General features: G+C 41.4%; 23 protein-coding genes and 2 other annotated features. All 23 genes read left to right on the forward strand.

From position 1 onward, the window contains the following. Nucleotides 1-241: 241 nt before the first annotated feature. The 23 genes from ASG46_RS05040 (at nucleotide 242) to rplL (ending at nucleotide 19,811) form a co-directional block, all read left to right on the forward strand. Entirely contained in the window at nucleotides 242-706 is a 465-nt protein-coding gene (locus ASG46_RS05040; protein ID WP_003217184.1) for a CtsR family transcriptional regulator, read from the forward strand. A gap of 14 nt (nucleotides 707-720) precedes the next feature. After that, nucleotides 721-1,278, forward strand: coding sequence for a UvrB/UvrC motif-containing protein (locus ASG46_RS05045; RefSeq protein ID WP_007496258.1), 558 nt, complete (start codon nucleotides 721-723; stop codon nucleotides 1,276-1,278). Between the two features lie 4 nt (nucleotides 1,279-1,282). Continuing rightward, nucleotides 1,283-2,374, forward strand: coding sequence for a protein arginine kinase (locus ASG46_RS05050; protein WP_056703479.1), 1,092 nt, complete (start codon nucleotides 1,283-1,285; stop codon nucleotides 2,372-2,374). Further along, entirely contained in the window at nucleotides 2,371-4,806 is a 2,436-nt protein-coding gene (gene clpC / locus ASG46_RS05055) for an ATP-dependent protease ATP-binding subunit ClpC (RefSeq protein WP_007496263.1), read from the forward strand. Before ASG46_RS05050 ends, clpC begins: the two co-directional genes overlap by 4 nt. Before the next feature lie 93 nt (nucleotides 4,807-4,899). Beyond that, nucleotides 4,900-6,279: a DNA repair protein RadA gene (radA, locus tag ASG46_RS05060; protein WP_017359160.1), complete on the forward strand. Its 1,380-nt coding sequence runs from the start codon at nucleotides 4,900-4,902 to the stop codon at nucleotides 6,277-6,279. A gap of 2 nt (nucleotides 6,280-6,281) precedes the next feature. Continuing rightward, nucleotides 6,282-7,361, forward strand: coding sequence for a DNA integrity scanning diadenylate cyclase DisA (disA, locus tag ASG46_RS05065; RefSeq protein WP_007496267.1), 1,080 nt, complete (start codon nucleotides 6,282-6,284; stop codon nucleotides 7,359-7,361). Nucleotides 7,362-7,514: 153 nt separating this feature from the next. Further along, nucleotides 7,515-8,615 carry a PIN/TRAM domain-containing protein gene (locus ASG46_RS05070; RefSeq protein WP_003217214.1) on the forward strand — a complete coding sequence of 367 codons (1,101 nt, stop codon included), beginning with the start codon at nucleotides 7,515-7,517 and terminating at the stop codon, nucleotides 8,613-8,615. Between the two features lie 13 nt (nucleotides 8,616-8,628). Continuing rightward, entirely contained in the window at nucleotides 8,629-9,318 is a 690-nt protein-coding gene (ispD, locus tag ASG46_RS05075; RefSeq protein ID WP_025206612.1) for a 2-C-methyl-D-erythritol 4-phosphate cytidylyltransferase, read from the forward strand. 3 nt (nucleotides 9,319-9,321) lie between these two features. Beyond that, entirely contained in the window at nucleotides 9,322-9,798 is a 477-nt protein-coding gene (gene ispF / locus ASG46_RS05080; protein WP_007496273.1) for a 2-C-methyl-D-erythritol 2,4-cyclodiphosphate synthase, read from the forward strand. Nucleotides 9,799-9,892: 94 nt separating this feature from the next. After that, nucleotides 9,893-11,344 carry a glutamate--tRNA ligase gene (gltX, locus tag ASG46_RS05085; RefSeq protein ID WP_056703482.1) on the forward strand — a complete coding sequence of 484 codons (1,452 nt, stop codon included), beginning with the start codon at nucleotides 9,893-9,895 and terminating at the stop codon, nucleotides 11,342-11,344. Continuing rightward, nucleotides 11,345-11,574: a binding site (T-box leader), on the forward strand. An 81-nt stretch (nucleotides 11,575-11,655) separates the two neighbouring features. Then, complete coding sequence (cysE, locus tag ASG46_RS05090; protein WP_017366453.1) at nucleotides 11,656-12,309, forward strand: serine O-acetyltransferase; 654 nt, start codon at nucleotides 11,656-11,658, stop codon at nucleotides 12,307-12,309. Next, complete coding sequence (cysS, locus tag ASG46_RS05095; protein ID WP_056703484.1) at nucleotides 12,306-13,706, forward strand: cysteine--tRNA ligase; 1,401 nt, start codon at nucleotides 12,306-12,308, stop codon at nucleotides 13,704-13,706. The genes cysE and cysS overlap by 4 nt, the downstream gene beginning before the upstream one ends. A 3-nt stretch (nucleotides 13,707-13,709) precedes the next feature. After that, nucleotides 13,710-14,141, forward strand: a complete 432-nt coding sequence (locus tag ASG46_RS05100) for a Mini-ribonuclease 3 (RefSeq protein WP_046342446.1) — start codon at nucleotides 13,710-13,712, stop codon at nucleotides 14,139-14,141. Then, nucleotides 14,125-14,874: a 23S rRNA (guanosine(2251)-2'-O)-methyltransferase RlmB gene (gene rlmB / locus ASG46_RS05105; RefSeq protein WP_017359163.1), complete on the forward strand. Its 750-nt coding sequence runs from the start codon at nucleotides 14,125-14,127 to the stop codon at nucleotides 14,872-14,874. The genes ASG46_RS05100 and rlmB overlap by 17 nt, the downstream gene beginning before the upstream one ends. A 2-nt stretch (nucleotides 14,875-14,876) precedes the next feature. After that, nucleotides 14,877-15,389: a ribosome-dependent mRNA decay endonuclease Rae1/YacP gene (rae1, locus tag ASG46_RS05110; protein ID WP_007496285.1), complete on the forward strand. Its 513-nt coding sequence runs from the start codon at nucleotides 14,877-14,879 to the stop codon at nucleotides 15,387-15,389. 63 nt (nucleotides 15,390-15,452) lie between these two features. After that, nucleotides 15,453-16,109 (forward strand): RNA polymerase sporulation sigma factor SigH, encoded by a 657-nt coding sequence (gene sigH, locus ASG46_RS05115; protein ID WP_008345424.1) that lies wholly within the window; start codon nucleotides 15,453-15,455, stop codon nucleotides 16,107-16,109. A gap of 76 nt (nucleotides 16,110-16,185) precedes the next feature. Further along, entirely contained in the window at nucleotides 16,186-16,335 is a 150-nt protein-coding gene (gene rpmG, locus ASG46_RS20425) for a 50S ribosomal protein L33 (RefSeq protein WP_008356502.1), read from the forward strand. Between the two features lie 34 nt (nucleotides 16,336-16,369). After that, entirely contained in the window at nucleotides 16,370-16,546 is a 177-nt protein-coding gene (secE, locus tag ASG46_RS05120) for a preprotein translocase subunit SecE (protein ID WP_008345422.1), read from the forward strand. Nucleotides 16,547-16,717: 171 nt separating this feature from the next. Then, nucleotides 16,718-17,251 (forward strand): transcription termination/antitermination protein NusG, encoded by a 534-nt coding sequence (nusG, locus tag ASG46_RS05125; protein WP_003217197.1) that lies wholly within the window; start codon nucleotides 16,718-16,720, stop codon nucleotides 17,249-17,251. A 171-nt stretch (nucleotides 17,252-17,422) separates the two neighbouring features. Further along, complete coding sequence (gene rplK / locus ASG46_RS05130) at nucleotides 17,423-17,848, forward strand: 50S ribosomal protein L11 (RefSeq protein ID WP_003216956.1); 426 nt, start codon at nucleotides 17,423-17,425, stop codon at nucleotides 17,846-17,848. Nucleotides 17,849-17,947: 99 nt separating this feature from the next. Continuing rightward, complete coding sequence (gene rplA / locus ASG46_RS05135; RefSeq protein ID WP_017359164.1) at nucleotides 17,948-18,646, forward strand: 50S ribosomal protein L1; 699 nt, start codon at nucleotides 17,948-17,950, stop codon at nucleotides 18,644-18,646. Nucleotides 18,647-18,692: 46 nt separating this feature from the next. Next, nucleotides 18,693-18,833: a sequence feature (ribosomal protein L10 leader region), on the forward strand. Between the two features lie 69 nt (nucleotides 18,834-18,902). Beyond that, nucleotides 18,903-19,403 (forward strand): 50S ribosomal protein L10, encoded by a 501-nt coding sequence (gene rplJ / locus ASG46_RS05140; protein WP_003217048.1) that lies wholly within the window; start codon nucleotides 18,903-18,905, stop codon nucleotides 19,401-19,403. 42 nt (nucleotides 19,404-19,445) lie between these two features. Continuing rightward, entirely contained in the window at nucleotides 19,446-19,811 is a 366-nt protein-coding gene (gene rplL / locus ASG46_RS05145; RefSeq protein ID WP_008345418.1) for a 50S ribosomal protein L7/L12, read from the forward strand. Nucleotides 19,812-19,882 lie beyond the last annotated feature (71 nt).

Raw genomic sequence — 19,882 nt, forward strand, 5'->3', positions numbered from 1 at the left:
TTAAGCTCTTCAGCGCCGATGGTAGTTGGGGGTTTCCCCCTGTGAGAGTAGGACGCCGCCAAGCTTTTCAAAGGATCAGTTCCAGTCGGAACTGGTCTTTTTTGTGTTTTTGGGACGTTTGGCACCAGATAAATGTGGAAATAATATTGTTAGTTGAGCGATTATCTTGAAAAATCGATCGAAAAAATTTATAGTAAGATTAAAGTCAAATATAGTCAAAGTCAATGGAGGAGGAGGCGGAGTGGCACAAAATATTTCTGATATCATCGAGCAGTATTTGAAGGAAGTCTTGGATCAGAATGGTCGAGAAATATTAGAAATTAAACGCAATGAAATTGCAGATAAGTTTCAATGCGTACCTTCACAAATTAACTATGTTATCAATACACGCTTTACGAGCGAAAGAGGTTATATCGTCGAAAGTAAGCGTGGCGGCGGTGGCTATATCCGTATCATTAAAGTCAAAATGAATGATGAAGTCGATTTATTGAACAACATTATTTCCCAAATATATCATCGTTTATCACAGGCTGCATCTGATCATATCATCATGCGCCTTGTTGAGAACAACATTTTATCTGAAAGAGAAGCAAAGATGATGATTAGTGTCATGGACCGTTCTGTTTTACACATTGATTTACCTGAACGAGATGAACTGCGGGCTCGGATGATGAAAGCGATGTTAAATGCTTTGAAATTAAAGTAAAGCGGGTGAAAAGATTGATTTGTCAAGAATGCAATGAGAGACCAGCCACTTTTCACTTTACGAAAGTAATAAATGGAGAAAAACAAGAAATGCACATATGTGAACAATGTGCAAAAGAAAACAGTGATTCATATGCTATGAGTGGAAACCAAGGTTTCTCGATTCACAACTTATTATCAGGCTTATTGAATATTGATCCTAGCTTTACCACAAGTGCGAATAAAGGATCATCTATTTTTCAAGAGGCAAGAGAAGTGGATCAATGTCCTAAGTGTGGCTTAACTTTTCAGCAATTCAGGAAAACAGGCCGTTTTGGCTGTGCAGAATGTTATCGAACCTTTGATCAGTATTTAAATCCTGTTTTAAGGAAAGTCCATAGTGGAAATACAGTCCATAATGGAAAAGTCCCTAAACGGATTGCCGGCAGTCTGCATGTTCGCCGGAAACTTGAGTTAATGCAGCAAGAACTGAAGCAGCTGATTGAACAGGAAGAGTTTGAAAAAGCAGCGGAAGTTCGAGATCAAATTCGTGCATTAGAGCATGAGCAATCTCAGCAGAGGGAGGGAGATTAACGACATGTCGCTCCAGCATTTTATTCAAGACGCATTAAGTCAATGGATGAAACAGAAAGGACCAGAAAGTGACATTGTTCTAAGCAGTCGTATTCGGCTGGCACGCAATCTAGAGCATGTTCGTTTCCCAACTCAGTTTTCTCAAGAGGAGGCTGAAGCTGTTCTTCAGCAATTCGAGCAAAAGTTTGCGAGCCAGGAATTGAAGGACATTGGAAACTTTGTTCTGATTCGAATGAATGAAACGCAGTCTTTGGCTAAAAGGGTACTTGTTGAAAAGCATTTGATTAGCCCCAATTTAGCAGAATCAAGATTTGGAGGCTGTTTGCTTTCAGAAAATGAAGAAATCAGTGTCATGCTGAATGAGGAAGACCATATTCGTATTCAATGCTTGTTCCCAGGATTTCAGCTGGCCAATGCACTAAAAGCAGCTAACCAAATAGATGACTGGATTGAAGAGCAAGTGGATTATGCGTTTTCTGAAAAGCGAGGATACTTAACGAGCTGTCCGACCAATGTAGGTACAGGTATTAGGGCTTCAGTCATGATGCACTTACCAGCATTAGCCCTGACAAGACAAATGAATCGCATTATTCCTGCAATTAATCAATTAGGTCTTGTGGTCAGAGGAATTTATGGTGAGGGTAGCGAAGCAATAGGGAACATCTTTCAAATTTCAAATCAAATGACACTGGGTCAATCAGAAGAAGATATTGTAGATGATTTGAATAGTGTGACGGCACAGCTCATTGAACAAGAGCGATCTGCACGTAAGGCATTATATCAGACGTCTAAAATTGAACTTGAAGACAGAGTGTACCGTTCCTTGGGGATTTTGGCTAATTGCCGCATGATTGAATCTAAGGAAACGGCTAAGTGTTTGTCAGATGTGCGACTTGGAATTGATTTAGGTATCATTAAGGGGCTTTCAAGTAATATACTGAATGAACTCATGATTTTGACACAGCCTGGCTTCCTTCAGCAATATTCAGGAGGAGCCTTGGAACCAAATGAAAGAGATATAAAACGAGCAGCAATTATCAGAGAAAGGCTGCGCTTAGAAATGCATAGGAATGGACAGGAGGATGAAACGATATGATGTTTGGAAGATTCACTGAAAGAGCTCAAAAGGTATTAGCACTTGCACAAGAAGAAGCCATTCGCCTAGGCCATAAGAACATCGGAACAGAGCATATTTTACTTGGTCTTGTACGTGAAGGTGAGGGCATCGCCGCAAAAGCATTAGAAGCACTGGGCCTTGTTTCAGATAAAATCCAAAAAGAAGTCGAGAGCTTGATTGGAAGAGGGCAAGAGGTGTCTCAAGCTATTCCTCATTACACACCTAGAGCGAAGAAGGTTACGGAGCTTTCTATGGATGAAGCGAGAAAGCTGGGTCATTCCTATGTAGGAACAGAACATATTCTTTTAGGTCTTATTCGTGAGGGAGAGGGTGTAGCTGCCCGTGTTTTAAATAACCTCGGAGTGAGCTTAAATAAAGCACGCCAGCAAGTATTGCAGCTTCTAGGCAGCAATGAAACGGGTGCATCTGCGGCAGGATCTAATAGCAATGCCAATACACCAACTTTAGATAGCCTGGCAAGAGACTTAACGGCTATTGCGAAAGAGGACAGCTTGGACCCTGTGATTGGCCGTAGCAAAGAAATCCAGCGTGTCATTGAGGTATTAAGTAGAAGAACAAAGAATAACCCTGTGCTGATTGGAGAGCCTGGTGTTGGTAAAACAGCGATCGCAGAAGGCCTCGCACAGCAAATTATTCACAACGAAGTGCCTGAAATTCTGCGTGATAAACGAGTCATGACACTTGATATGGGAACCGTTGTAGCGGGAACGAAATATCGTGGTGAATTCGAGGATCGTTTGAAAAAAGTCATGGACGAAATCCGTCAGGCTGGAAATATCATTCTCTTCATTGATGAGCTTCATACACTGATTGGTGCAGGAGGAGCAGAGGGTGCGATTGATGCCTCTAATATTCTAAAACCATCTTTAGCACGTGGTGAGCTTCAATGTATCGGGGCAACAACGTTAGATGAGTACCGTAAATATATTGAAAAAGATGCTGCACTTGAACGTCGATTCCAGCCAATTCAAGTGGACCAGCCATCTGTTGATGAAAGTATTCAAATTTTAAGAGGGCTTAGAGACCGTTATGAAGCACATCACCGTGTGTCTATTACAGATGAAGCCATTGAGGCGGCGGTAAAGCTTTCTGATCGTTATATCTCTGATCGTTTCCTTCCAGATAAGGCGATTGACTTAATTGATGAGGCGGGTTCAAAAGTTCGCTTACGTTCTTTCACAACACCGCCTAATCTAAAGGAACTTGAGCAAAAGCTGGATGAAGTACGCAAGGAAAAGGATGCAGCTGTTCAAAGTCAGGAATTTGAAAAAGCCGCTTCTCTTCGTGATACGGAGCAACGTTTGCGTGAAAAGGTAGAAGTGACGAAGAAATCTTGGAAAGAAAAGCAGGGGCAAGAGAATTCAGAGGTTTCTGTTGATGATATCGCAATGGTTGTTTCTAGCTGGACGGGAGTACCTGTTTCAAAAATTGCTCAAACAGAAACAGATAAGCTTCTAAACATGGAACAATTGCTCCACTCTCGCGTCATTGGACAGGATGAAGCAGTTGTTGCTGTTGCAAAAGCTGTAAGACGTGCCCGTGCTGGACTAAAAGATCCGAAACGTCCGATAGGCTCCTTTATTTTCTTAGGGCCAACAGGTGTTGGTAAGACTGAGCTTGCAAGAGCACTCGCTGAGTCTATCTTCGGTGATGAAGAAGCGATGATTCGTATTGATATGTCTGAGTACATGGAAAAACACTCGACTTCAAGACTTGTTGGATCACCTCCAGGCTATGTGGGCTATGATGAGGGCGGTCAGCTGACTGAAAAAGTGAGAAGAAAGCCGTATTCTGTCGTGCTTCTAGATGAGATTGAAAAGGCGCACCCTGATGTGTTTAACATCTTACTTCAAGTGTTAGAAGATGGTCGTCTCACTGATTCTAAAGGTCGTACTGTTGACTTTAGAAATACGATTTTGATTATGACTTCAAACGTTGGAGCTAGTGAGCTGAAGCGCAATAAATATGTTGGCTTTAACGTGCAGGATGAAAGTCAAAATTACAAAGATATGAAAGGCAAAGTAATGGGTGAGCTGAAACGTGCGTTTAGACCGGAGTTCATCAACCGTATTGATGAAATCATTGTCTTCCACTCACTCGAAAAGAAACATCTAAAAGAGATTGTGTCTCTCATGTCTGATCAATTGACAAAACGACTAAAAGAGCAGGACCTTTCAATTGAATTGACGGAAGCAGCAAAAGCCAAGATTGCCGACGAAGGCGTAGATCTTGAGTATGGTGCTCGTCCGTTAAGAAGAGCGATTCAAAAGCACGTCGAGGATCGACTTTCTGAGGAATTGCTGAAAGGCAATATTGAAAAGGGCCAACATATCGTATTAGATGTAGAAGATGGAGAAATTGTCGTAAAAGCAACGGCTGCTACGAACTAATATAGTAAGAAAAAAGTGTGAGGCATACCAGTAAGTTGGATGCCTCCCTTTACTTATTTTCTGACCAGTATAAGGAGTTGTATTCTTCAATCTATGGCTAAGTCAAAATCAAAATTTATATGCCAATCGTGCGGTTATGAGTCAGCCAAATGGATGGGGAAATGTCCCGGCTGCGGCACTTGGAACAGTATGACAGAAGAGGTCGTTCGTAAAGAGCCGGCAAATCGTCGAAGTGCGTTTAATCATTCTGTTCAAACCATTCAAAAACCTTCACCTATATCTGCAATTGAAACATCCGAAGAACCCCGAATTAAAACGAATTTAGAAGAATTTAACCGAGTATTAGGAAGTGGAATTGTCAAAGGTTCACTCGTTCTTATTGGCGGTGATCCTGGGATTGGGAAGTCCACACTATTATTACAAGTTTCAGCACAGCTATCAGATCAGAATCAGAATGTGTTATACATATCTGGTGAGGAATCAATCAAACAAACGAAGCTTAGGGCGGACCGTCTCGGTATTGAAAGTGCCTCTTTACATGTTTTGGCTGAAACCGATATGGAGTATATAACGTCTGCTATACAAGAGATGAAACCCGCTTTTGTTGTGGTCGATTCAATTCAAACCGTTTATCAAAGCGATATCACGTCAGCTCCTGGATCTGTTTCTCAGGTGAGGGAATGTACTGCTCAGCTGATGAAAATTGCCAAGACGAATGGTATTCCTATTTTTATCGTTGGTCACGTGACGAAGGAAGGCTCGATTGCTGGGCCGCGCCTTTTAGAGCATATGGTAGATACAGTTCTTTATTTTGAAGGGGAGCGCCATCATACGTTTCGTATTTTACGGGCAGTGAAAAACCGTTTTGGTTCAACGAATGAATTAGGAATTTTTGAAATGAGAGAGGAAGGGCTCACAGAGGTATTAAACCCATCAGAAATCTTCTTAGAAGAGCGGTCAGCAGGTGTATCTGGATCGTGTGTTGTTGCCTCAATGGAAGGAACAAGACCTGTTCTAGTGGAGATACAAGCACTTATTTCACCGACGAGCTTTGGGAATCCACGGAGAATGGCTACTGGCCTTGATCATAACCGAGTGTCATTGCTTATGGCCGTTTTAGAAAAACGGGTAGGGCTGCTGCTGCAAAACCAAGATGCCTATTTAAAGGTCGCAGGTGGTGTGAAACTTGATGAACCAGCGATTGACTTGGCTATTGCCGTTAGTATTGCATCAAGCTTTAAAGATGCAGCGCCGCATCAAGCAGATTGCTTTATAGGAGAAGTGGGTCTAACGGGAGAAGTCAGAAGAGTATCAAGAATTGAACAGCGTGTGCAGGAAGCTGCTAAACTAGGATTTAAGAGAATGTTTATTCCTCAGGCGAATATAGATGGATGGAAAAAACCGAGAGGGATTGAGTTAGTCGGTGTAGAAAATGTAGCAGAGGCACTTCGTATTTCACTAGGGGGATCATAGAAATGGAAAAAGAGAAAAAAGGAGCGAGAGAAGTCGATCTCTTAGATATTGTCCAGTTTGTGGCACCGGGGACACCCCTGCGGGCAGGGATTGAAAACGTCCTAAGAGCCAATACTGGAGGGCTCATTGTTGTTGGTTATAACGATAAAGTGAAAAGTGTGGTAGATGGAGGATTTCATATTAATTCTGCATTCTCCCCAGCACATTTATATGAATTGGCGAAGATGGATGGGGCGATTATTTTAAGTGACTCTGGTCAAAAAATCTTGTATGCGAATACACAGCTCATGCCGGATGCAACCATTCATTCATCAGAAACAGGCATGAGACACCGAACGGCTGAACGTGTAGCAAAGCAGACAGGCTGCTTAATCATTGCCATTTCTGAACGTCGGAACGTGATTACCTTATACCAAGGGAATCGACGATATACGTTGAAAGATATTGGTTTTATTTTGACGAAGGCCAACCAAGCGATACAAACACTGGAGAAATATAAAACCATTTTAGATCATGCCATTTCTGCGTTAAGCGCCTTAGAATTTGAAGAGCTTGTGACCTTTGGTGATGTATTATCCGTGCTACATCGTTATGAAATGGTACTTAGAATCAAAAATGAAATCAATATGTATATCAAAGAGCTTGGGACAGAAGGACACTTGATCCGTCTGCAAGTCAATGAGCTGATTACAGATATGGAGCAGGAAGCGGCTTTATTTATTAAAGATTACGTGAAAGAAAAGATCAAAGATCCATATGTGCTGCTGAAACAGCTCCAAGATATGTCGAGCTTTGAACTTTTAGATGACTCTATTTTGTACAAGTTACTCGGCTATCCAGCATCTACAAATATTGACGAATATGTGTACACAAGAGGGTACAGATTACTTCATAAAATCCCTAGATTGCCTATGCCGATCGTTGAAAACGTGGTCGAAGCATTTGGTGTGCTAGATCGAATTATGGAAGCGGATGTACAAGATTTGGATGAAGTAGAAGGAATTGGAGAAGTAAGAGCGAAAAAGATAAAAAAAGGATTAAAAAGACTGCAAGAAAAACATTATATCGACCGTCAGCTATAAAAAGAGAAATTTTTCTTAAATACGGTTAAAAATGGATGAATATGGGTATATTAATGATGGTTTTGTTTTCTGTTCATGATGATAGGAAACTTAAGCATATATCAATGTCAGATGAAGGTGGATTGACAGATGAAAAATAAAGGAGGTGAAGGTATGTTAAAAAGAATCGTTCAGGCGTTTTTTATCATTTTCGGTGCAGTTGTAGGGATTTTTATCATTCCAGAGTTATTTCTGCTGTTAAATGTGAAGGACATACCTTTCATAACAAATGCTTACTCTTCAGCACTAATAGGAGCCGCTGTGTTCTTTATCATTGGTAAATGGTGCACAGGCTATGTGGTTAATTGGGTGAAATGGATCGAGGATTCTCTATTGAAGGCGCCTCTTCCTGATCTTATATCTGGAAGTTTCGGTTTAGTATTTGGACTTATTCTAGCATATCTTATTGTAAACGTGATCCCGCTAAACAATATCCCATATCATATTTTTGGTACCATTATTCCGATTTTCCTGGCTTTCTTTTTAGGATACCTTGGATTTCAGGTAGGGTTTAAGAAGAAGGATGAAATGATGGGGCTGTTCTCCCGATCTGCAAAGGTCACAAAGAAAAAAGGAGCAGCTGATGATGAACCTGAAATAGAAGATAAAAAGCTGAAAATTTTAGACACAAGTGTTATCATTGATGGAAGAATCGCAGATATTTGTCAAACTGGATTCCTAGAAGGTGTGATGGTCATTCCTCAATTTGTACTCGAGGAATTACAACATATTGCAGACTCTTCTGATGTATTAAAGAGAAATAGAGGCCGAAGAGGTCTTGATATTTTAAATCGTATTCAAAAAGAACTGGATATTAAAGTTGAAATTTACGAAGGTGACTTTGAGGATATTCAAGAGGTTGACAGCAAGCTTGTGAAACTCGCTAAGTTAACTTCAGGTGTTGTTGTGACAAATGATTTTAATTTAAATAAAGTATGCGAACTTCAAAAAGTAGCAGTGTTAAACATCAATGATCTAGCCAATGCAGTCAAACCGGTTGTACTGCCTGGGGAAGAAATGAAGGTACAGGTCATCAAAGATGGGAAAGAGCATAACCAAGGTGTTGCTTACTTAGATGACGGTACGATGATTGTGGTCGAAGAAGGACGCAATTATATTGGAAAAGACATTGATGTGCTCGTCACGAGTGTGCTGCAAACTGCTGCTGGAAGAATGATTTTTGCGAAGCCAAAACTTCTGGAGAAGGCGCTCTAAAGGGAGAACGAACATGTATTATGAAGTAGTTATTCCGGCTGCGGGGCAGGGGAAGCGAATGAAGGCCGGCCGCAATAAACTTTTTATTGAATTGAAAAGAATGCCGGTCATCATCCACACACTGAAGGTGTTTGACGCTCATTCACAATGTAGACACATGATCTTAGCGATCAATGAGGAAGAGCGTCGTGACTTTGAAAGGCTACTGAAGGTACACGCTTTTCAAACGCCTGTTTCACTTGTCACTGGCGGTGAAGAACGGCAGCAAAGTGTATACGAAGGATTGAAGGCTGTGCAAGATGCGGACATCGTGCTTGTTCATGATGGCGCAAGGCCTTTTATTAAGCATACACAGATTGACTTGCTCGTTAAAGCAGCGATTGAAAAAGGCTCCGCAGTCGTAGCGGTACCAGTGAAAGACACAATCAAACGCGTTCAAGAAGGCAAAGTGGAACAAACCATTGAACGTCAGAGCTTGTGGGCAGTCCAGACCCCACAAGCTTTTCGTCATTCTATTTTAAAAGAAGCGCATGAACATGCGGAGCGGACAGGCTTTCTTGGAACAGATGACGCCAGTCTTGTGGAACAATTACACGGTGAGAGTGTGTATATTGTCCAAGGAGACTATACCAATATTAAACTGACAACACCAGATGATTTATTGGTTGCCAAGGCAATTATGGATGCGGAAAGAGGGTACTAGAACATGTTTAGAATAGGACAAGGTTTTGATGTACATCAATTAACAGAGGGAAGACCTCTTATTATTGGCGGTGTGACGATCCCTTATGAAAAGGGTCTACTTGGGCATTCAGATGCGGATGTACTGCTTCATACTGTGGCGGATGCCTGCCTAGGTGCGATTGCAGAAGGAGATATCGGCAGACATTTCCCAGACACGGATCCGGAGTTTAAAGATGCAGACTCTTTTAAATTACTTCAGCACGTGTGGGCGCTTGTAAAAGAAAAAGGCTATACACTGGTGAATATCGATTGCACGATCATGGCGCAAAAACCAAAGATGGCACCATACATTCAGCCAATGTGTGAGAAAATCGCAGAAGCCCTTGAGGCAGATGTCACACAGGTGAATGTCAAAGCAACAACGACAGAGAAACTTGGATTTACAGGAAGAGGCGAAGGAATTGCCTCTCAGGCGACAGTGCTTCTTCAGAAAAAGTAAAATCCGTTTTGATGAGAATGGGTTTTGATGATAAAATACGTTTATAAAAAATTGGTGTCAGACAACATGATGCAGATGAAAGGAAGTTAAACTCATGGGAAATGAAGTGCGTGTTCGTTATGCACCGAGTCCAACTGGTCATTTACATATTGGGAATGCTAGAACGGCTCTTTTCAACTATTTGTTCGCACGCAGCCAAGGCGGCAAATTTATTATTCGAATCGAGGATACGGATCAAAAGCGTAATGTAGAAGGTGGAGAAGAAAGCCAGCTTCGTCATTTGCAGTGGCTCGGGATTGATTGGGACGAGAGCATTGATAAAGATGGCGGCTACGGTCCTTACAGACAATCAGAGCGTAATGATATTTACAAAAAATATTATGACGAGCTGCTAGAGAAAGACTTGGCGTATAAGTGCTATTGTACGGCTGAAGAACTAGAAGAAGAGCGTGAAGCACAAATTGCCCGCAGTGAAATGCCTCGATACTCTGGTAAATGCAGTCATTTATCAAAAGAAGAAGAGGACAAGCTGATTGCTGAAGGAAGAGAGCCAAGCATCCGCTTCCGAGTGCCTAAAGGAGAAATCATCAAATTTGACGATATGGTCAAAGGCGAGATTTCATTTGAAACAGACGGCATCGGTGACTTTGTCATTGTGAAGAAAGATGGTACGCCAACGTATAACTTCGCTGTAGCAGTAGATGATCATTTGATGGAAATGACTCACATTCTTCGTGGTGAGGATCACATCTCGAATACACCTAAACAAATTATGGTCTTCAATGCATTTGGCTGGGATGTTCCGCTGTTCGGACATATGACGCTGATTGTAAACGAGAACCGCAAGAAATTAAGCAAACGTGATGAATCAATTATCCAGTTCATCGAACAGTATAAGAACTTGGGCTATTTACCAGAAGCTTTGTTTAACTTCATTGCACTACTTGGGTGGTCTCCAGTTGGCGAAGAGGAACTATTTACAAAAGAGCAGTTCATCGATATTTTCGATGTCAATCGACTTTCTAAGTCACCAGCTCTATTTGATATGCATAAACTAAAATGGGTCAATAACCAATACGTGAAAGCACTTGATCTTGATCAAGTTGTGGCACTTACACTTCCACATCTTCAAAAGGCAGGCAAGGTAAGCGAGCAGCTGACAGACGAAGAAAACACGTGGGTGCGCAAACTCATTTCTCTATACCACGAGCAATTGAGCTACGGAGCAGAAATTGTTGAGTTAACAGAGTTGTTCTTTAAGGAACAAATTGAGTATAATCAAGAGGCAAAGGAAGTTCTTGCAGAAGAGCAAGTACCAGAAGTGATGGCTTCGTTTGCAGGTCAGCTTGAACGTCTTGAGTCTTTCACACCTGATGAAATCAAGGCTGCCATTAAAGCGGTACAAAAAGAAACAGGGCATAAAGGCAAGAAACTATTCATGCCAATTCGTGTGGCTGTCACAGGACAAACGCATGGCCCAGAGCTTCCGCAAAGTATTGAACTACTAGGTAAAGAGACGGTATTAAACCGCATTAAACAAATATAAGGAAAATCGTTGCGAGGGAGAAGTACAATGTTTTCGCCTATCACAGAAAGAGTCTTCACCGGCTGAAAGAGACTTATGGGCAGACGTTGGAAATGCACCCTCAAGACCCTTGAGGAACACGTATGTTAGTATGCAAGGGCGGTACCCTCCGTTATGGGATGAAGTTGAGAAGGCTGCGAAATGAGGGCTTTCTAAACAGAGTGGAACCGCGTTTTCAAAACGTCTCTGTCATATGGCAGAGGCGTTTTTTATTTGTCCAAAAAAGAGAGCAAGTCCTAAGAGAGATTGATGGGGAAGAACGGGGGGAGCATGTGTTTTTCAAAATGCTGAAAGAAGATATTGATACTGTGTTTGATCAAGATCCTGCTGCTAGAAGCTATCTTGAAGTAGTGCTAACCTATTCAGGGCTTCATGCGATTTGGGCTCATCGTGTTGCGCATGCATTTTACAAGCGTAAGCTGTATTTTCTTGCGCGGATCATTTCTCAGGTCAGCCGGTTTTTCACAGGGGTTGAGATTCACCCAGCAGCAACCATCGGCCGGCGGTTCTTTATTGATCACGGCATGGGCGTCGTGATTGGGGAAACATGTGAAATTGGCGATAACGTCACTGTTTTCCAAGGCGTGACATTAGGGGGAACAGGGAAAGAAAAGGGAAAGCGGCATCCAACTATTTTGGACGATGCGCTGATTGCGACTGGTGCTAAGGTGCTCGGTTCCATTACCGTAGGAAAAGGGTCCAAGATTGGTGCGGGGTCTGTTGTGTTAAAAGACGTACCAGACCATTCTACTGTTGTAGGTATACCTGGGCGAGTGGTCGTTCAAAATGGAAAGAAAATCAATCGTGATCTCAATCATCAAGATTTGCCAGATCCCGTTTCTGATCGTTTCAAAGAATTGGAGCGAGAAATGGAAAAGCTAAAACGTGAGCTGGCTTCATTGAGCAGAAAGGAAGAACAATCATGACAATCAATATTTATAATACATTGACACGTAAGAAGGAAGAGTTTGTCCCGCTTGAACCAGGAAAGGTCAAAATGTATGTATGCGGACCAACCGTGTATAACTACATTCATATCGGGAATGCAAGACCGGCCATTGTATATGATACGGTACGTAAGTATTTAGAATATAGCGGCTATGATGTGAATTTCGTATCCAACTTTACTGATGTGGATGATAAACTCATCAAAGCAGCAAATGAATTAGGCGAGGATGTCCCAACGATTGCTGATCGATTTATCCAAGCATACTTTGAGGACGTCAGTGCATTAGGCTGCAAAAAAGCAGACCTTCACCCGCGAGTGACAGAAAATATGGATGATATCATTGCGTTTATCGCCACATTGATTGAAAAAGGCTACGCCTATGAAGCAGATGGTGACGTGTATTACAGCACACGCTCATTTGAAGGCTACGGAAAACTGTCTCACCAATCGATTGATGAATTAAAGACAGGTGCCCGTATTCGTGTAGGTGAAAAGAAAAGGGATGCACTCGACTTTGCATTATGGAAGGCCGCAAAGGATCAGGAGATTTCTTGGGATAGCCCGTGGGGCGAAGGGCGGCCAGGCTGGCACATCGAGTGCTCTGCGATGGTCAAAAAATATTTAGGCGATACGATTGACATTCATGCTGGCGGACAGGATTTAACGTTCCCTCATCACGAGAATGAGATTGCTCAATCTGAGGCTTTGACAGGAAAACCTTTTGCGAAGTATTGGATGCATAACGGGTATATTAATATTGAGAATGAAAAAATGTCAAAATCACTTGGGAACTTTGTGCTCGTACATGACATTATTAAAGAACAAGATCCAGATGTGCTTCGTTTCTTTATGCTGTCGGTTCACTATCGTCATCCAATCAATTACTCCATTGACTTATTGGAAAGTACAAAGAGTGCATTTAACAGACTCAAAACATCTTATTCAAATCTACATCATCGCCTTGAGAGCAGTACCAATTTAACAGAGGATAACACTGAATGGCTGACAAAGATTGAAGAGCAGCGAGCGACATTTATTTCTGAAATGAATGATGACTTCAATACGGCAAATGCCATCTCTGTTTTATTTGAACTAGCGAAACAAGCGAATTACTATATGGAAACTGATCATACTTCCGAGGAAGTGATCAAGGCATTTATTGGCTTGTTCCAAGAAATCACATCCGTCCTCGGCTTCTCACTAGAAGAAAAGCACACGCTTGACGAAGAGGTAGAAGCATTAATTGAGAAGCGGAATGAAGCTAGAAGGAATCGTGACTTCGCATTGTCTGATCAAATTCGTGACCAGCTAAAGAGCATGAATATTGTATTGGAGGACACTCCTCAAGGTACGCGCTGGAAAAGAGGAGAATAGGTCATGTTGAATTTTGAAAAGCTGAAAGACGGAAAACAGTTGAACGGACTTGCACTTGCTTATATGGGTGATGCCATTTTTGAAGTATATGTGAGGCATCACCTCCTTCAAATGGGGGCGACCAAACCAAATGAGCTTCATAAACGTGCAAGTAAGATCGTTTCAGCTAAATCTCAGGCCGCTATTTTATTTGAGCTTCAGCAGAAGGGCTTTTTCACAGAAGCGGAAGAAGCGGTGCTGAAAAGAGGAAGAAATGCAAAATCAGGCACAGTGCCTAAAAACACAGACGTTCAAACGTATCGTTATAGTACAGCGTTTGAAGCGCTCATGGGTTATTTATTTATCGAGAAGCAGGACGAACGCTTAGAAGAGTTAATTAGTCAGGCGATTGAAATCGGAACGTCAGGGAGGAAGACAAATGAGTCAGCAACATGATTATGTGATTGGGAAAAATGCAGTGATTGAAACGCTGAAGTCAGATCGGGAGTTATACAAGCTCTGGATGGCAGAAAACACTGTAAAAGGACAAGCCCAGCAGGTCATTGAACTCGCGAAAAAGCAAAATATCACCATTCAGTATGTTCCGAGGAAAAAGCTTGATCAGATGGTAACAGGTCAGCACCAGGGAATCGTTGCACAAGTAGCAGCATATGAATATGCAGAATTGGACGATCTGTATCAAATTGCTGAAAAGCGGAATGAACAACCATTTTTCATCATCTTAGATGAAATTGAAGATCCGCACAATTTAGGGTCGATCATGCGTACGGCCGATGCTGTTGGTGCACATGGAATCGTCATTCCAAAACGACGAGCGGTAGGCTTGACGACAACTGTTGCGAAAGCATCTACTGGAGCCATTGAACATATCCCGGTCGCAAAAGTAACCAATCTTTCCAGAGCTCTTGATGAAATGAAAGAAAGAGGAATTTGGGTCGCAGGAACAGATGCATCTGCGAAGCAGGACTACAGACAATTTGATGGCACGATGCCTCTCGCTCTTGTCATTGGCAGTGAAGGAAAAGGAATTGGCCGATTGATTAAGGAAAAATGTGATTTCTTGATTAAATTGCCAATGGCCGGGAAGGTCACTTCATTAAATGCATCAGTTGCCGCTAGTCTATTGATGTATGAAGTGTATCGAAAACGTTATCCGTTAGGAGAATAGAGATGGACATCCTCTTAGTCGATGGATACAACATGATAGGTGCATGGCCTCGTTTGCAGCACTTAAAAGAAAACAGCTTTGAAGAAGCCAGAGACGTGCTGATTCAACATTTAGCAGAATATCAAGCATATACAGGGTATCGAGTCATTGTCGTATTCGATGCCCATATGGTCAAAGGAATCGAAAAGAAGCGGACAAACCACCGAGTAGAGGTCATCTTTACAAGAGAAAATGAAACGGCTGATGAGCGGATTGAAAAACTGGCACAAGACTTAAATAACATTCGGACGCAAATTCATGTGGCGACCTCTGATTATACAGAACAATGGGCGATTTTTGGACAGGGTGCACTTCGTAAGTCAGCACGAGAGCTTTTAAGAGAGATAGAAGTGATTGAACGAAAGATTGAAACACGTGTCAAAAAGATTACTTCTGATAAACCAGCATCCAAAATTGAATTGTCAGAAGATGTATTGAAAACGTTTGAAAAATGGCGGCGGGGAAACTTGGAATAGCTTGACGATATTTCAACCATTATTGTATAATATTTCTATCTAGGTGCGGTCGGGGGGATCGAAGTGAATCTAAACAACAGCAAGGGTAAGTCCATCAGAGAGCAATTTTGCCAGTTGGAAGATGAACAAGTCATTGAAAGGGTTCATGTCGGAGATAGTGATGCGCTAGATTATTTAATAACGAAATACCGCAATTTTGTACGTGCGAAAGCAAGATCTTATTTCTTGATTGGAGCGGATCGAGAGGACATTGTCCAAGAGGGGATGATCGGACTTTATAAGTCTATCCGCGATTTCAGAGAGGACAAGCTTACTTCATTTAAGGCTTTTGCAGAATTATGTATTACCCGCCAAATTATCACCGCAATTAAAACAGCTACTCGCCAAAAACATATCCCGTTAAATTCCTATGTATCATTAGACAAGCCGATATACGATGAAGAATCGGACAGAACATTATTGGACGTCATTTCCGGTGCTAAAGCGCTTAACCCAGAAGATTTAATCATTAGCAAAGAAGAATTTGATGATATTGAAATGAAAATGGGTGAATTACTAAGCGAGCTGGAAAGAAAGGTACTTGTGCTTTATCTTGATGGCAGGTCCTATCAGGAGATTTCTGAAGATTTAAACCGTCATGTGAAATCAATTGATAACGCACTCCAAAGAGTAAAGAGAAAATTAGAGAAATATTTAGAGCTGCGCGAGATCAGTCTCTAATCAAACCTATATTGACAGCTTTTTCGACACTGTGATAAGGTACTAAGGAAATGATGTCGAGAAAATAGGTGTAAATATGAGGAAAAAGATTACTCTAGCCTGTAAAGACTGCGGAAGCCGCAATTATACGACAATGAAAAGTGTTGCTTCAGCAGCTGAAAGATTAGAAGTTAAGAAATATTGCAAGACTTGTAATTCACATAAAACACATTTAGAAACGAAGTAGGATTTGCGTTCTTTAATCTGTGGAGGTCTTTTACATGCGTATTATCAGTTTCTTAAAAAGTGTCGGGAAAGAAATGAAAAAGGTCAGCTGGCCAAAGAAAAACGAAATGGTCCGCTACACGATCACTGTTATTTTAACAGTCGTATTTTTTGCCATCTTTTTCTCTTTTCTTGATATAGGAATCTCACAATTAATCGAATTAATTCATTAATACTTGAATAATGGTCTGCTGAACGTGCTATAATAGATCATAATATGACTTGCCAAAAAACCCGTTTTACGGGTTTTTTCAATTGCTTGAAAATATTTACCGGTACTCGAGATTCGTCAAATAGACATTACGAAATGTGGGGAGGGAAGGACTAAATAGTCCTGAACGAAAATGGAAAAGAATTGGTATGTTGTGCATACGTACTCTGGCTATGAGAACAAAGTGAAAGCGAACTTGGAAAAGCGTGTTGAATCAATGGGCATGCAGGATAAAATTTTCCGCGTTGTTGTACCAGAAGAAGAAGAAACGGACATTAAAAATGGTAAGAAAAAAGTAGTGAAAAAGAAAGTATTCCCTGGATATGTGCTAGTAGAAATCGTCATGACTGACGATTCTTGGTATGTCGTTCGTAATACACCAGGTGTGACAGGATTCGTTGGATCAGCTGGATCAGGCTCTAAGCCGACAGCGTTATTACCTGGCGAAGCGGAAACCATTCTGAAGAGAATGGGACTTGAAGAGCGCAAGACAGAAATCGATTTTGAACTAAAAGAAACAGTCAAGGTCATCGATGGACCATTTGCTAACTTCACAGGCTCTATCGAAGAGATTGATTATGATAAAAGCAAAGTCAAAGTATTCGTTAATATGTTTGGTAGAGAAACTCCTGTGGAACTTGAGTTCACACAGATCGATAAATTGTAATTTAAAAGAGCTTGAAATGAGTGTATAGAAGTGGTAATATAGCAAAGGTACGTCTTGAGTTCGCTCAAGATCGCTAGCTAGTTATTTCGTCATTCATATAAAGAATGAAGTTGTTGAGTGGGAGGGGGATTCCCCTATTACCACATCACGGACTTTAAGGAGGTGTGTCTCGTGGCTAAAAAAGTAGTAAAAGTTGTTAAATTGCAAATTCCTGCTGGAAAAGCTAACCCAGCTCCACCAGTTGGACCTGCACTAGGTCAAGCCGGTGTTAATATCATGGGATTCTGTAAGGAGTTTAACGCTCGTACAGCTGACCAAGCTGGTCTTATCATTCCTGTTGAAATTTCGGTTTTTGAAGACCGTTCATTTACATTTATTACTAAAACTCCACCTGCTGCAGTATTACTTAAAAAAGCAGCTGGTATTGAGTCTGGTTCTGGTGAACCTAACCGTAATAAAGTGGCAACTGTTAAGCGTGATAAAGTACGCGAAATCGCGGAAACAAAAATGCCTGACTTAAACGCTGCTAGCGTTGAATCAGCTATGCGCATGGTTGAAGGTACTGCACGCAGTATGGGTATTGTCATCGAAGATTAATTTTTTGTCTTGTTGGGTTGCGAGTTTGGTTTTGACAAGTTCGCAACCCTTATTCGTGGGAGGTTATTCCGCTAAAACCACATAAGGAGGATTTTTATAATGGCTAAAAAAGGTAAAAAGTATGTAGAAGCTGCTAAGCTGATCGATCGTACAAAAGCGTATGATGTTGCTGAAGCTGTTTCTCTTACAAAAAAAGCAAATACAGCGAAATTTGATGCGACTGTAGAAGTTGCTTTTCGTTTGGGCGTAGACCCTCGTAAAAACGATCAACAAATCCGCGGTGCAGTTGTACTTCCTAATGGAACTGGTAAAACTCAACGCGTTCTTGTGTTCGCTAAAGGCGAAAAAGCAAAAGAAGCAGAAGCTGCTGGAGCAGACTACGTTGGAGATTCTGATTACATCACTAAAATCCAACAAGGCTGGTTCGAATTCGATGTAATCGTTGCGACACCTGACATGATGGGTGAAGTTGGTAAGATCGGTCGTGTACTTGGACCAAAAGGTCTTATGCCAAACCCTAAAACAGGAACTGTAACTTTCGAAGTAGAAAAAGCAATCAATGAAATCAAAGCTGGTAAAGTAGAATACCGCGTTGATAAAGCTGGTAACATCCACGCGCCAATCGGAAAGGTTTCTTTCGAGGACGAAAAGCTTGTTGAGAACTTTGCAACAATCTATGACACAATCCTTAAAGCAAAACCTGCAGCGGCTAAAGGTGTATACGTGAAAAACGTTTCTGTTACATCTACTATGGGCCCTGGCGTGAAAGTGGATCCATCTTCTTTCTCTGCAAAATAATTCTTGACTTATCACAACCGTTTTGATAATATCAAAATGTTGTAAAATAGAATAATCATTTATACCGTAGACAGCAGGGGCCTTATGGCTTAATTAACCCGCCGAGGTGTATATGTCACAGTCTTACGTTAACGTATGCTTGTATATACAGCCTCCATGTCTTAATGGAGGCTTTTTATATGGAGAACCGTTCGTTAGGAACGTGATGGCCTGATCGGTATAAGTGTTACACAAAGAATGTACAGGAGGTGTAACCATGAGCAATGCAATCGATACTAAAAAAGTTGTCGTTGATGAAATTACTTCTAAGTTTAAAGACAGTATGTCTACTGTAATCGTAGATTACCGCGGTCTTTCAGTTTCTGAAGTGACTGAACTTCGTAAACAGCTTCGTGATGCTGGCGTAGAATTCAAAGTTTACAAAAATACTTTGACTCGCCGTGCAGTTGAACAAGTTGAACTAACGGGTTTAAACGATTTCTTAACAGGTCCAAACGCTATCGCATTCAGTAACGAAGATGTTATCGCACCTGCGAAAATCATCAACGAATTTGCGAAAAGCCACGAAGCTTTAGAAATCAAAGCTGGTGTTATCGAAGGAAACGTAGCGACTGTAGAAGAAGTGAAGGCTCTTGCGGAACTTCCGTCTCGCGAAGGCTTACTTTCTATGTTGCTTAGCGTTCTTCAAGCTCCAGTTCGTAACCTTGCTCTTGCTACTAAAGCAGTTGCAGATCAAAAAGAAGAACAAGGCGCTTAATGCGTACTTGACGTAAAAAAACTTAAAATGGAGGAATTACAAATGGCTTTAAATATCGAAGAAATCATTGCTTCAGTTAAAGAAGCAACTGTACTTGAGTTAAACGACTTAGTAAAAGCAATCGAAGAAGAATTTGGCGTAACTGCTGCTGCTCCTGTAGCTGTAGCTGCTGGTGGCGGTGCTGCTGCTGAAGAAAAAACTGATTTTGATCTAGTACTTGCTGGTGCTGGAGACCAAAAAATCAAAGTTATCAAAGTGGTTCGTGAAATCACTGGTCTTGGCTTGAAAGAAGCTAAAGAACTTGTTGACAACACTCCAAAACCACTTAAAGAAGGTATTGCTAAAGAAGAAGCTGAAGAACTTAAAGCTAAGCTTGAAGAAGTTGGCGCTTCTGTAGAAGTTAAGTAATCTTCGCCTAATCTTTTGGGAAAGCTCGCTTTTACTGGCGGGCTTTTTCTTTTCTTATCTCCTGAAACGAT

This window comes from Bacillus sp. Leaf49, assembly GCF_001426125.1.
Lineage (GTDB): Bacteria > Bacillota > Bacilli > Bacillales > Bacillaceae > Bacillus > Bacillus altitudinis.

Bases quoted from the DNA above. Each gene is read 5' to 3' on its own strand.
- ASG46_RS05050 (WP_056703479.1), top strand. From the start codon at position 1,283: ATGTCGCTCCAGCATTTTATTCAAGACGCATTAAGTCAATGGATGAAA.
- clpC (WP_007496263.1), top strand. From the start codon at position 2,371: ATGATGTTTGGAAGATTCACTGAAAGAGCTCAAAAGGTATTAGCACTT.
- radA (WP_017359160.1), top strand. From the start codon at position 4,900: ATGGCTAAGTCAAAATCAAAATTTATATGCCAATCGTGCGGTTATGAG.
- disA (WP_007496267.1), top strand. From the start codon at position 6,282: ATGGAAAAAGAGAAAAAAGGAGCGAGAGAAGTCGATCTCTTAGATATT.
- ASG46_RS05070 (WP_003217214.1), top strand. From the start codon at position 7,515: ATGTTAAAAAGAATCGTTCAGGCGTTTTTTATCATTTTCGGTGCAGTT.
- ispD (WP_025206612.1), top strand. From the start codon at position 8,629: ATGTATTATGAAGTAGTTATTCCGGCTGCGGGGCAGGGGAAGCGAATG.
- ispF (WP_007496273.1), top strand. From the start codon at position 9,322: ATGTTTAGAATAGGACAAGGTTTTGATGTACATCAATTAACAGAGGGA.
- gltX (WP_056703482.1), top strand. From the start codon at position 9,893: ATGGGAAATGAAGTGCGTGTTCGTTATGCACCGAGTCCAACTGGTCAT.
- cysS (WP_056703484.1), top strand. From the start codon at position 12,306: ATGACAATCAATATTTATAATACATTGACACGTAAGAAGGAAGAGTTT.
- ASG46_RS05100 (WP_046342446.1), top strand. From the start codon at position 13,710: ATGTTGAATTTTGAAAAGCTGAAAGACGGAAAACAGTTGAACGGACTT.
- rlmB (WP_017359163.1), top strand. From the start codon at position 14,125: ATGAGTCAGCAACATGATTATGTGATTGGGAAAAATGCAGTGATTGAA.
- rae1 (WP_007496285.1), top strand. From the start codon at position 14,877: ATGGACATCCTCTTAGTCGATGGATACAACATGATAGGTGCATGGCCT.
- rpmG (WP_008356502.1), top strand. From the start codon at position 16,186: ATGAGGAAAAAGATTACTCTAGCCTGTAAAGACTGCGGAAGCCGCAAT.
- secE (WP_008345422.1), top strand. From the start codon at position 16,370: ATGCGTATTATCAGTTTCTTAAAAAGTGTCGGGAAAGAAATGAAAAAG.
- nusG (WP_003217197.1), top strand. From the start codon at position 16,718: ATGGAAAAGAATTGGTATGTTGTGCATACGTACTCTGGCTATGAGAAC.
- rplA (WP_017359164.1), top strand. From the start codon at position 17,948: ATGGCTAAAAAAGGTAAAAAGTATGTAGAAGCTGCTAAGCTGATCGAT.
- rplJ (WP_003217048.1), top strand. From the start codon at position 18,903: ATGAGCAATGCAATCGATACTAAAAAAGTTGTCGTTGATGAAATTACT.
- rplL (WP_008345418.1), top strand. From the start codon at position 19,446: ATGGCTTTAAATATCGAAGAAATCATTGCTTCAGTTAAAGAAGCAACT.